The sequence below is a fragment of the Propionibacterium acidifaciens genome (genome assembly GCF_003798325.1).
Lineage (GTDB): Bacteria > Actinomycetota > Actinomycetes > Propionibacteriales > Propionibacteriaceae > Propionibacterium > Propionibacterium acidifaciens.
The window spans coordinates 2,634,640-2,646,750 of record NZ_CP033719.1 but is presented as its reverse complement, the minus strand read 5'-3'; the positions used below and the strand labels follow the sequence as shown (position 1 = coordinate 2,646,750).

The 12,111-nt window shown below is 73.4% G+C and carries 10 protein-coding genes; 3 read left to right on the top strand and 7 right to left on the bottom strand.

Annotated features, from left to right (window positions below; all coding sequences use genetic code 11):
* Window positions 1-879 (bottom strand): acyl-CoA thioesterase, encoded by an 879-nt coding sequence (locus tag EGX94_RS11300; protein ID WP_021796727.1) that lies wholly within the window; start codon window positions 877-879, stop codon window positions 1-3.
* 201 nt (window positions 880-1,080) lie between these two features.
* Between EGX94_RS11300 and EGX94_RS11295 the strand changes: the two genes are divergently transcribed.
* Window positions 1,081-2,859, top strand: coding sequence for an alpha/beta hydrolase family protein (locus tag EGX94_RS11295; RefSeq protein WP_021796729.1), 1,779 nt, complete (start codon window positions 1,081-1,083; stop codon window positions 2,857-2,859).
* Here the strand turns inward: EGX94_RS11295 and EGX94_RS11290 are convergent.
* The 6 genes from EGX94_RS11290 to EGX94_RS11265 form a co-directional block, all read right to left on the bottom strand.
* On the bottom strand, window positions 2,849-3,556 hold the full coding sequence (locus EGX94_RS11290; RefSeq protein ID WP_021796728.1) for an acyltransferase: 708 nt from the start codon (window positions 3,554-3,556) through the stop codon (window positions 2,849-2,851). The genes EGX94_RS11295 and EGX94_RS11290 overlap by 11 nt on opposite strands.
* A 24-nt stretch (window positions 3,557-3,580) precedes the next feature.
* Window positions 3,581-4,864, bottom strand: coding sequence for a hypothetical protein (locus EGX94_RS11285; RefSeq protein ID WP_123826333.1), 1,284 nt, complete (start codon window positions 4,862-4,864; stop codon window positions 3,581-3,583).
* Window positions 4,865-4,871: 7 nt separating this feature from the next.
* On the bottom strand, window positions 4,872-6,233 hold the full coding sequence (locus EGX94_RS11280) for a hypothetical protein (protein ID WP_123826331.1): 1,362 nt from the start codon (window positions 6,231-6,233) through the stop codon (window positions 4,872-4,874).
* The gene (locus tag EGX94_RS11275) at window positions 6,230-6,904 is read right to left on the bottom strand and encodes a YveK family protein (protein ID WP_021797729.1); all 675 of its coding nucleotides are present in this window, start codon (window positions 6,902-6,904) and stop codon (window positions 6,230-6,232) included. Before EGX94_RS11275 ends, EGX94_RS11280 begins: the two co-directional genes overlap by 4 nt.
* Window positions 6,905-6,974: 70 nt before the next feature.
* On the bottom strand, window positions 6,975-7,577 hold the full coding sequence (locus EGX94_RS11270) for a YdcF family protein (RefSeq protein ID WP_021797726.1): 603 nt from the start codon (window positions 7,575-7,577) through the stop codon (window positions 6,975-6,977).
* Window positions 7,574-8,860, bottom strand: coding sequence for a lipopolysaccharide biosynthesis protein (locus EGX94_RS11265; RefSeq protein ID WP_021797722.1), 1,287 nt, complete (start codon window positions 8,858-8,860; stop codon window positions 7,574-7,576). Before EGX94_RS11265 ends, EGX94_RS11270 begins: the two co-directional genes overlap by 4 nt.
* 249 nt (window positions 8,861-9,109) lie before the next feature.
* Between EGX94_RS11265 and EGX94_RS11260 the strand changes: the two genes are divergently transcribed.
* Window positions 9,110-9,667, top strand: a complete 558-nt coding sequence (locus EGX94_RS11260; protein ID WP_021797724.1) for a DapH/DapD/GlmU-related protein — start codon at window positions 9,110-9,112, stop codon at window positions 9,665-9,667.
* Complete coding sequence (locus EGX94_RS11255; RefSeq protein WP_021797728.1) at window positions 9,664-12,087, top strand: glycosyltransferase; 2,424 nt, start codon at window positions 9,664-9,666, stop codon at window positions 12,085-12,087. Before EGX94_RS11260 ends, EGX94_RS11255 begins: the two co-directional genes overlap by 4 nt.
* The last annotated feature ends 24 nt before the right edge of the window (window positions 12,088-12,111 follow it).

Genomic DNA, 12,111 nt, shown 5'->3' with positions numbered 1-12,111 from the left:
TCAGGTGAGGAGATCGCGCTCCTGCCGGAGGACCCGGATGAGGCCCTCCTGGGAACAGGAGGCGACCATCGTGCCGTTCTGGAAGAGGCGGCCGGTGGCGATGCCCAGGCTGTTGGAGGCCGACGGCGAGAGCATGTCGTAGAGCAGCCACTGGTCGGCTCGCACCGAGCGGTGGAAGTGCATGACGTGGTCGAGCGTGGCGACCTGCAGGTGCGGCGACATGTAGGCGACCGAGTGCGGGATCACCGTCACCGACAGCAGGGTCAGGTCCGACAGATAGGCCAGCACCGCCTGGTGGACGGCGAACTCCTCGGCGGGCAGGGGCGCGGTCGTGCGCACCCACACGCGCATGTGCGCCGGATGGTTGGCCGGCTCGATGAGCCCGCCCCGGCTGGAGTCGCCGGCGAAGCGCACGTCGAGGGCGTCCCACTCGTGCCACAGCGGCGAGGCCCCGTAGCGCCTCCTGCTGATGTCGAGGAAGCCCGGGCAGTCGTCCGGGGGCGGCACCTGCGCGGCGATCGGGTCGGAGTGGTCGAGCCCCGGCTCCATCTCGTGGAAGGAGTAGGAGCCGGTGAAGATCGTGCGCCCGTCCTGGAGCGCGGTGACGCGGCGCACGGAGAAGGTGCGCCCGTCGCGCAGCGGCTCGACGGCGTACTCGATGTCGCTGTCGGCCTGGCCGGGGCGGATGAAGTAGGAGTTGAGGGAGTGCGCGACCCTCCCGGAGGGCACGGTGCCGTAGGCGGCCATGAGGGACTGGGCGAGCACCTGCCCGCCGTAGGTGCGCTGCATCATCGTGCGCGGATGACGCCCGATGAAGACGCTGTCGGGCTCGGCGCGCAGGCGCAGCAGATCAACGAGTTCAGCTGTTGTTGCCGGCATGTCACAACTCTGCCACGTCGGACGCCCCGCCGCGGCGATCATCGGGCCCGACCCGGCGCGCGGCCGGCGGGGCGGGGCGCCGGCCGGACCCGATGGCGTAGGATCATACCGGTCGGACCGCAGTGCCGACGAGCGTACCGTTCCTCTTCCTCCCCCTCCCCCGCATCCCCGGTCCGGGTACGCGCCGATGAATGGAAGACCGTGTCCGAGAACACCGTGCCCGAGAACCCCGTCACGGGCGAGGGGCCGAGCCCCGGGCCCCCGTGCTCCCCCTCGCCGCGGTTCGGCTTCCCCCGCCCCGGCGTCCAGGGGGTCCCCACCTGGATCGGCGGCCCGGACGACTACCTGTCGGCCTGGGTCCACTCCCCCGAGGGCGGCACCGCCGAGGGCGTCGTCGTCATCGCCGGGCCCGTCGGCCGCGAGGCCGTCATCACCTTCCGCGCCCTGCGGGCCCTCGCGATCGCGTGCGCCCGCTCCGGCCTCGTCGCCGTGCGCTTCTCCTGGCGCGGCGACGGCGACTCCCACGGGCTCGACGCCGAGCCCGACCCGGCCGGGGCCTGGAGCGACGACATGGCCCGCGTGGAGCGGTACGCCGCCGGGCTCCTGCCCGGGCACGGGGTGACGACGCTGGGGCTCCGCCTGGGCTGCGCGATCGCGGCCCGCACCGGGACCGCCGGCGGACTCATCAGCTGGGAGCCGATCGACGGGCGCCACCAGCTGCGCCAGCAGCAGCTGCTGCGCAGCGTCGCGGTGCAGATCGTCCCCGACGACGATCTCCTCGAGACCCCCGCCCGCAGCTGGACCCCCCGGCAGGCCGCGTCCGTACGGGGGCTCGCCCTGGGGCCCGAGCACGCCGCCCGCGCAACGGTCGTCACCGAGGAGGACGGCCGGGTCGCCGAGCGCCTCTACGCCGTCGCCCCCCACCTGGCCCGGGTGCCATGGGAGAGCCTCGACCGGATCGTCGGAATGATCCCCTGCGGCCCGGCCTCCGACCTCGTCCTGGACCCCGCCCGGTCCGTGGCCACCCGCCATGGGGGCGCGCTGATCAGCGAGGAGTTCGTGAGCGTCGACGGACTGCCCGGCGTCCTGACCCGCCCGGCCGGAGAACCGCGGCTGGCCGTCGTCTTCACCAGCACCGGCGGCGAACCGCGCGACGGCGGAGCCGGGCTGTGGGCCCAGAGCGCCCGCGAGCTCGCCGCGGCCGGGGCCGCGAGCCTGCGCTGCGAGCGCAACGACCAGGGCGACGCCTACAGCGGCCGCACCGACGGCGAGCCGAACCCGTTCAACGACCAGGGCGTCGCCGACTGCGTCGCCGCCATCCGCGCGCTGCGCACCGCCGTGCCGCGCACCCCGCTCATGACCGTCGGCGCGTGCATCGGCATGTGGCTGTTCGGCCGCGCGGCCGAGCAGGTGCGCATCGACCGCCTCGTCATCCTCAACCCGACGGGGTGGAACCCGAGGGCGTCCCACTACCGCCACGTCCTCGAGGGCCCCTGGCTGAAGAAGCACCTGCAGCACCTGCGCGTCGACCACCCTCTCACCGCCGAGGGCGCCGCGAACGGATTCTCCCGCTACGAGCGCACCAAGCAGGCCGCCAAGCGGACCCGGCAGCGGCTGCTCCGGCTGGCGCCGCGGCGCGCCTGGACGCTCCTGGCCCGGGCCGGCGTCTTCGACGACGCGGCGATCCTGCTCTCCCGGGTCCCGGCGACGACCGCCGTCCAGATGCACATCGGCGAGGACGACGCCCCGCACTGGCGCACCGAGCGCGGGGACGAGGCCGTCGCCCGGCTCAGCGCGCGGGGACGGGCCGTCACCGGCAGCCACGAGAGCACGCTCGACCACTCGCTGCTCGCCGGGGCCTCGCGCGTGCGCGCCCGGCGGATCATCATGGACGCCGCCCTGGGGCTCATGGCGGCGGGCCGGCGGGACGACGGCGCCCCCGAGGACCGCGCGGACGAGGGCCCCCGGATCAGCCCCTGATCGTCCTGCCCGTACCGGGCACGTAGAGATTCCACGTGTGGGGGTGGCGGCGGTGGAACCAGGCCCCGTCGACCTTCTTCCGGAAGACGGCCGGGTTCCCGGCGTACAGGCTCTCCGGGCGCTCGTCGCCCCGGGACCGCAGGAGCGTGGAGCCGGCCGCGAGCACCGAGTGCGGCGGCAGCTCGGCGCCGCCGAGCAGCAGGCACCGGGCGCCCACGAAGCTGCGCTCGCCGACCGTCACCGGGTAGGCGGCCTGGGCGTCGCGCCCGAGGTCGACGCCGTGCGTGAGGACGGTCGTGCCGTGGCCGGCGACCGAGGCGAAGGAACGCACGTGCACGGCCGCCGAGCAGTCGAGCTGGTGCCGGTTGAGCACCTTCGCGCCGTCGCCGAGGAACAGGCCGTTGGGCTCGGGGTAGTTGGCCTTGTATGCGGGATGGGCCGAGACGAGGTTGAACCTGCCCAGCATCGCGTCCTCGCCGAGCTCGACGGCGCCGAGGTGGCGGATCATGTTGCCGGAGAGCACCGAGGCGCCGTCGGCGACGACGAACTCGTCGACGTCCCACACCAGGTTCGGGGCGACGCTGGCGCGAGGGGCGATCCGGTGCCCGAGACGGGTGAGCAGACGGTTCTTCATGGCGCCCGCCGGCAGCAGCCAGGCCAGGGCACGGGCCACCGTCAGGGCACGTGAAGCGGACATTCGAGGGCTCCTCTCAGCTGGTTCTCAATGTACTGGACCGGTGCGCACCGGATCGGGGGAGGCGGGGGCCGCGCCCACCTGCGGCGGCCCCGCGCCGCCCGGCGACCGCCCGAGGCGCCGCCCCGCCAAGCGCGCCTGGAGCGCATCGATGGACGGGCGGGCGATCCGCTCGACGACGGCGAGCACGACGAGGAACTCCTGGATGCGCATCGTCATGCGGGTGTTGTACTCGCAGAACTGCACGGCCGCGATGATCCCCAGCGCGATGCCCGCCGCCAGGGCGACCGGCATCGTCGCATTCGTACAGCGGCCCAGCGACAGGAGGCAGAGCCTGGTGAGCAGGCCGAAGACGACCACCGAGCCGATGACGCCGGCGATGCCCCACAGGGAGCCCCACTCGCCCACGGCGGAGAAGGGGATGTAGTCGTGGACGCGCATCGAGTCGGCGATCTGCGGCCAGCCCGTCACGCCCGAGGGCAGCGGGTTCACCTCGACGAGCAACTGGTCCAGGCTGATCCAGCGCACGCTCGTGCAGTAGATGACCAGCGGAACGATGAACGCGATGTTCTCGGCGAAGCTGATCCATACCGACGACAGGTAGTCCGGGCCGGTGAGCAGGTCGATCGTGGCGCCCGTGTACGGGGTGATGCCGTGCGTCGCCTGGCCCCGGTTGTGGAGCGGCACGGGCAGGGCGAGGAGCGCGAAGGCGATGCCCGCCAGCCATCCCCACCACGGCACCGGGCGCCCGCCGAGGACCCGGCCCAGCAGGTGGAGGATGACGAGGCCGCAGAGCACACGGGTGCCCGAGCCGAACATGAACGCGCACGAGACGACGAGGAAGAGCGCGCTCAGGGCCCGGTGCCGACGCCCGATCATGCCCGACAGCATCGGTAGCAGCGGCGAGAGGGCGCTGGACGCCACGACCACCGCGTGCGGCCCGGTCGTCATGAGATAGGCGGTGGCGTAGAAGAGGTAGCGCCCCTTGGCCAGCGCGTTCATCACGATGATGACGAGACCCAGGCCGATCCACACGGGCATGAGGAGCTCGACGGGCTCGCGGGTGCGCTCGGTGATCTCGGACGGGGTCAGGCCCCTGCCCAGGGGGAGCACGAGGGCGACGAGCACGCCGACCACGATCGCCGCGACCAGACGCACCGCGGCGTCGTGGTCGTAGACCCGCCAGACCTTCAGGAAGGGCCCCGCCGCGCCCACGGAGGGCTGCCCGACGGCCCACTCGGCCACCGGGAGACAGACGAGGAAGAGCAGCCCGACGATGAGGACCGGCAGACGATCGATGGTCAGCCTCATGCCGGGCTCACCCGATCCTCGTGATGATGTCGCCCGCGTTGCAGAAGACGATGCCCTCGACTCCCTGGACGGGGCCGATCTTCGTCCGGATGTCCCCGCTCGGGGGCTGGCGGAAGGCCAGCACGCAGTTCGGCGAGGCGCCCGAGATGGTGATGGGCCCGATGTAGCAGTCGGTGATGTTCGGCGTCGCCGAGACGACCGCGCCCTCGTAGCCGTTGTCGTTGCCGGCGAAGTTGCAGCCCGTGATCGTGTGACCCGAGATGTACCCGCCCGAGACCGAGCCCGAGGGCATCGCCCGCGAGAAGTCGTCGCCGTTCTGGTCGAGGTAGGCGATGCGCAGGTCGGAGGCGTCGGCGAACTCGTTGCCGAACTTGTTCGCGTCGATGAGCAGACCGGATCCGGCGTTGGCCTTCTGGTCGCCCGGCACGATCCACACGGCGATCCGGTTCGTGCCCGGGGCGGACTGGACGAAGTCGTTGTTCTGGATGTGGGTGTTGTTGCCGCCGTGGTCGAGCTTGATGTGCACGCGGTTGTTGACGAAAGCGTTGTCGGAGACCGTCGACCCGTCGGTGAGCCCGGACAGGGCGACGGCGATCGAGTTCGTCGAGTCGGCCGCCGAGAAGTAGTTCTGGGTGATCTTCCAGTAGGGCATGTCCGAGGAGGCGTGGCAGATGGCGTTCTCCTTGTAACTGACGAAGCGGCAGTTGCGCACGACGTGGATGGTCGTCACGTTCGCGCCCCGGTAGCGGTTGCGGATGACCGCGCGGCCGCCGGTGAAGCTGATGCCCTCGATGAACAGGGAGCTCCACTGCTGGTTGGAGTCGATGAGACAGTCCGAGTCGATCGTGATGAAGGTGCGCCCGGCGCCCAGGCCGCGCAGCACGGGCGCGTTCACGTCGATGCCGGATCCCTTGTAGACGAAGGCCCCCTCGCCGAGTGTGAGCCCCTCGCGGATGGCCCGCTCGATGGTCTCGGTGTCGTCGACGCCGGTCGCGACGAGCCCCTCGCCGGTCACCGGGGCGTACTCGGGCGTGTCGGGGGCGCCCGGGCTCGGGGCGGCCGAGGACGGGTCGGCGGCGGGGGCCGTCGGGCCGGTGCTGCCCGGCGCGTCCGAGGCGGCCTGGCCCGGGGAGTCCGCCGCGGTGCTCTGGTCCGCGCCCGGGGAGGCCGAGGCGGATGCGGAGGCGCCCTGATCGGCGCCGGCCAGGGCCGAGGCGGAGACGCACGAGGCGGCCGAGGCGGACCCGCCCCCGGCGGTCCGGGCCCCGGCGGAGCCCTTGACGGCCCCCTGGGCGCCGCAGCCTGCCGTGCCGAGAGCGACGGCGCCGGCTGCACCGGCACCGAGGAAGAAACGACGAGAAGTCCTCATGAGAGTTCCACAACCTCCTGATGGTGCGCGCCGCGGCGGGTCTGGGAGTCGTCGGTGCCGCGGCGCTGGGCCGACTCGACGACGAGGGCGATGATGACACCGACGACCAAGCCGACCAGGAGGCCGACGAGGCCCCCGGTCAGCGGGTTCGGACCGGTCTCGACGACCGCATCGGCGCCGTCCTGGATGATGACGGTCTTGAGCGCCGGCGAGCCGGAGCCCTGCTTCATGCCCGAGCCGACGATCTCGTCGCCGAGGACGGCGACGGTCGTGTTGGCCAGCCGGGCGGCGCTGTCCGCGTCGTCCCCGGTGGCTGTGACCTCGACGATCGAGGTGCTCAGCGGGACGCTCGGGTGGATGCGCCCGGCCAGCTGGGTGACGGACTGACCCAGGCCGAGGCGGGAGTCGACCTCGTTGAGGACGACGCCCGAGGTGGCCAGGGACGAGTAGGTGTTCATCGACTCGGAGATCGTCGTGGCGACCGTCGACTGGTAGTTCTGCTGGGCCCCCTCGTCGGGGTCGGCCACGCTGATGAGCACCGAGGCCGTCGAGGAGTAGCGGGGGGTGGCCAGCGCGGCCCGGCCGGTGCCGCCGAGCAGGCCGATGATCGCGACGACGAGCACGATGGCCCAGTGCGCCCGGACTGCTCGGAAGGTTCTTGAGGTCTTCACTGTTCGGTTCCTTCGGTGGGGCGGTCGGTGGGGTGGGTTGGTTTCCTTCGGTGGTTCTGGCGGGGTCGGCTCACCGGCACGGTCCCATGACGGCCGCCTTGACGAAGGCGACGCCCTGGTAGGCGAACTGGCGGGCCCAGCGCGGGGGGTTCATGCCGCCGTCGTAGGACAGCACCGTGACCGGCCCGCCGCCGCACTGGCCCATGATGTAGCGGGTCCGGCTCACGTGCGGGCGGGCCGTCAGCACGATGACGGTGCCCCAGCCCCGCTCGGCGCGCCAGCGGGCCAACTGGGCCGCCTCGCCCCTCGTCGTCGAGGGCTCGGGGACGAAGCAGGTGACGGGATAGGGATGCTCGGCGGTGCAGAAGGCGGTGCTCGGCGCGGGGTCGAGGAGCGAGCCGTGGGTCGGCGTCGAGACGACGAGCTCGTCGGCGAGGCCGGCATCCATGAGCCGGAGGGCGTCCGCGATGCGGCCGGCGTCGTGGGGGCCGAGCACGAACAGCACGTCCGCGTGCCCGGGGAGCCCGGCGCGGTCCGGGAAGGCGACGAGGCGCACGTCGACCGCCAGGAGGGCGAGCAGGGCGACAACCACGGCGGACAGGACGGCGCGCCCCCGCCGGCCGAACCGGTCGCGCCGGTGGAGCCGGCGCCCGGGACCGCTCCCCGCGCTCATGCCGCCCTCCTGGCCGGCACGCTGACGGGCTCGTCCTCGAAGGCCCCCTCGACCGCCGCCCGGCGCGGGAGCCGGTCGACCCGGCCGGACAGATCGGGGCGCACGCCCACGTACTCGTCGACGATGCGCGCGAGCATCGAGCCGACGACCCCGATGAGGGCGCCCTCGGCGTTCCACAGCCGCACGCCGACGCCGACCAGCACGACGGCCAGCAGGCCGCTGGCCAGGTTGGCGCGAGTGATGCGGCGCAGCCTGTCGAAGGCGGTGAGCACGGCGCGGCTGAGGACGGTCTCGTAGGTGCCGAGCGCCACGAACAGGGCCATGAGGACGGTGACGCCCATGCCCGGCCGGATGATGCCGCCGCCGAGGTAGTCGGTGAGCAGGGGCCCGAGCGCGATGACGGCGACGGCGATCACCGCGCACAGCGGCACCATGAGGAGCAGCGCCCGGCGGCCGCGGTCGCGCTGGTCGCCGCGCGGCACCCAGCCCTGCATGACCGTGGACAGGGGGGTGATGGCCACGGTGATCTGACGCTGAACCCGGTCGACGAAGGCGTACATCGGGCGGGCGGCCGGGTTGAGGAACGAGACGAGGACCATCGGCAGCGACAGGACGGCGGCGTTCGTGATCGACGCGGCCACGCCGTCGAACTGCTCGCGCAGGACGACGGCGATCGAGCGCGTCCTGCGGGGGAGGGCCCCCTCGCGGCGCAGCCGGGCCAGGATGTAGATGCTGCTGCAGAGGACGCCCGCCACGATGCCCAGGCACTGGCAGCCGGTGCCGACCAGGGCGTCGGCGCCCGCGCTGCGCATGAGGAGCCAGCCGGCCATCGTGCCGGCGACGCGCGGGACCGTTTCGACGAGCAGGAACCAGTAGGGCGCCACGATGCCCACGAAGTACCACTGGCCGCTCATGCCGATGACGGCCTGCGCCAGCGCGCCGATCGCCCCGAAGCCCCGCAGGCCGGAGCCGGCGAGGACGGCCCCGATGACGCAGCAGGCCAGGCAGACCGGCACGCAGAGGAACAGCCGGGCGCGCAGCGCCTCGACGTACTCCGCCCGGCGGCCGTCGGCATCGGCGCGGGCGATGATCGCGGGCCCGGACATGCCCCAGCCGTAGCCGATGACGACCGCCCCGACCGAGCCGATGACCTGCCCCGCGCTGAGGGCGCCGTACGCCGTGTCCCCGGAGGCCCGGATGAGAGCAGGGATGACCATGAGGGATGCCAGTGCCAGCATGATCATCGACAGCCCGTACCCGATGGCCGTGGATGCACTTCGCATGCGGGAACTCCTCGCTCGGCTGCGCTCGTCCGGAAACGTCAGGGGATGGTGGGGGGACGGGATCAGGGGTGTTTCAGGACCCTCCCCCGAGGTCGCTGGAGCAGCCCCGGGGAACAGCCCCTGCGTCATGGTAGCGCCCGTGATCCTTAGAGAAATCATGTCCGCATCATGTGTTTTACTACGGTACCTGAGAAAACTGAACGCTACCGTTGAGTCCAGGAACCGAGTCGACCAGGAGCCACCCCAGACATGACAGATCCCACCCAGGCGCCCCACCTCCACCGGCTCGCCGAGTTCACCGGCCGGGGCTATGACAAGGGCCGCGGACGGCTCATGTGCGCGGCCTGGGCGCTCGTCGCCGAGCCCGCCCAGCGCTCGGTGCTCATGCCCCCCCGGCTGCGCGCCCTCCTGCTGCGCGCCTTCGGCGCGAGGATCGGCCGGGGCACGCTGATCCGTCACGGCGTGCGAATCCACTGGCCGTGGAAGCTCACCGTCGGACGCGACTGCTGGATCGGCGTCGGCGTCGCCCTGCTCGACCCCGCCCCGATCACGATCGGCGACGACGTGTGCCTCAGCCAGCAGGCCATGCTCTGCACCGGCTCGCACCGGGCCGACGACCCCCGCTTCGAGGTCGACCTGGGCCCCATCGTCGTGGGCTCGGGCAGCTGGATCGCCGCGCGGGCCACCGTACTGCGCGGCGTCACCATCGGCAGGGACGCCGTCGTGGGCGCGACCGCCCTGGTCACCCGGGACGTGCCCGACGGGGCGCGGATCCTGGCGCCCCGGGCCGAGGAGCGGGTCCGGTGAGAATCCTCCAGATCGTCACGGCGATCAGCCCCGCCAACGTCTACGGCGGCCCCACGACCGTCGCCGTCAACCAGTGCCGCGCCCTGGCCGACGCCGGGCACGACGTCCTGCTCGCGGCCGTCGGGCTCGGTTTCGAGGGAGCCTTCCCCGACAGCTGGGAGGGCGTACCCGTGAGGCTCTTCCCCGGCCACCGGGTGCTGCCCGGGGCCGGTTTCGCCGGCCTGGCCGGCCCGGCCCTCCACCGTTGGCTGAACCGCCACGTCCACGAGGCCGACGTCGTCCACGTCCACCTGGCCCGCGACCTCGTCTCGCTGCCCGCCGCACGGATCGCCCAGCGGGCCGGGGTGCCGGTCCACGCCATGACGCACGGCATGATCGACGCCTCCGACAACCCGCTGGCGGCCCCGCTCGACAGGGCCCTGACCGCCCGCGTGCTGGGCGACTGCGCTCGCGTCTTCCACCTCACCGGGCGCGAGCGCGACGACCTGCGCTCGCTGTTCGGCCCCGGCCTCCGCCTCGAGGAGCTGCACAACGGCGTCCTCGTCCCCCCGGCCGAGCCCGGGCACCGCGCCGACGGGCCCCTCACGGTCCTCTACCTGGCCCGCGTCCAGGAGCGGAAGCGCCCCGGCGCCTTCGTCGAGACGGCGGAGCGCCTGGCCGGCGAGTTCCCCGATGCGCGCTTCGTCATGATCGGGCCCGACGAGGGCATCGGCGAACGGGTCCGCGCGCAGATCGCCGCGACCGGGCTCGGCGAGCGCCTCGTCTGGCGGGGCCCGGCGACGCACGAGGAGGGCGCCCGGGCGATGGCCGGGGCCGACGTCTACGTGCTCCCCTCGGTCGACGAGCCCTACCCGATGAGCGTCCTCGAGGCCATGGCCCAGGGGCTCCCGGTCGTCCTCACGGACAGCTGCGGCCTGGCCCCGGCCGTCGCCGAGCACGGCGCGGGCATCGTCACGGACGCCTCGACCGACCAGGTCGCCGACGCGGTGCGCACCCTGCTGTCCGACGCGGACCGGCGCCTGGCCACCGGCCGGCGGGCCTGGGCCACGGCCCGCGACGTCTTCGGCATGCCCGCCATCGCCCGTCAGCTCGTCGAGGCCTACTCGTCCAGCGGCTCCTCCTCGTCCGGCGGCTCCTCCCCCGGCTCCCCCGGCGCGTCGGACGCGCCGGGGCGCCCGCGGCCCGGCCGACGGGCCCCCGAGCCGCGGAACGTGCTCCTCGTCGGCATCAACTACACCCCCGAGAGCACCGGCATCGCCCCTTACACGACCGGCATGGCCGAGGGGCTGGCCGCCGCCGGCCACCGGGTGCGCGTCATCACCGGCGTGCCCCACTACCCGTCGTGGTCGAACTTCACCGGCATGCGGGGCCTGCGCCGCCGGGAGCGCATCCACGGCATCGAGGTGCGCCGCGTGCGCCACTTCATCGGCTCGGGCGGCCACGGCCCCGGGCGCATCGGCCAGGAGCTCAGCTTCGGCGCCGGCGCCCTGACCAGTTCGTGGCGCGGCGCCGAGGCGGTCATCGCCGTGAGCCCCGCCCTGCTCGCCACCGCCTGCGTCCTCGCCCGCGCCAGGGTCACCGGCAGGCCGGTCGGCGTGTGGGTGCAGGACCTCTACTCCTCCGGCGCCGCCGAGATCGAGCGGGCCGGGCTCGTCTCGCGCCTGCTCACCCGGGTCGAGTCCCGGGTGCTGCGCAGCGCCGACGGCGTGCTGGTCATCCACCCCCGCTTCCGCGACCACGTCGTGAACGTCCTGGGCGTCGACCCCGACCGGGTCGCCGTCTGCCGCAACTGGTGCCACGTGGACGCCGACCGGTGCGACGAGCGGCTGGCGGCGGGGCTGCGCAGGCAGTACTTCGGCGACGCCCCGGTCGTCGCGCTGCACACCGGCAACATGGGCGCCAAGCAGGGCCTGGAGAACCTCGTCGACACGGCCCGCTACGCCGAGCGGACCGGCTCCGACACGGTCATCGCCCTCGTCGGCGACGGCTCCCGCCGCGAGGCCCTCATGGAGTACGGGGCCGGCGCGAGGAACCTCGTCTTCGTGCCCTCGCTGCCCGACGAGGAGTACCGCGCCATCCTGGCGGCGGGCGACGTGCTCCTCGTCAACGAGAAGCCGGGCCTGCGCGAGATGGCGGTGCCCAGCAAACTCACCACCTACTTCCGCAGCGGCCGGCCGGTCGTCGCGGCGACCGAGCCCGACTCGTCGACCGCCCACGAGATGGCGGCCGCCGGAGCCGGCGAGGTCGTCCCGCCGGCCGACCCGGCCGCCCTGCTCGGCGCGATCGAACGCATCGCGGCCGACCCCGCAGCCGCGGAACGGACCGGATGCAGCGCCCAGCGCTTCGTCCGGGAGAGGCTCACCCCGGACGCGGCCGTCACGACCGTGCGCGACTGGCTGTCGCGCATGACGGGCCGCTGAGACGCCGGACCACCGGACCGAGCA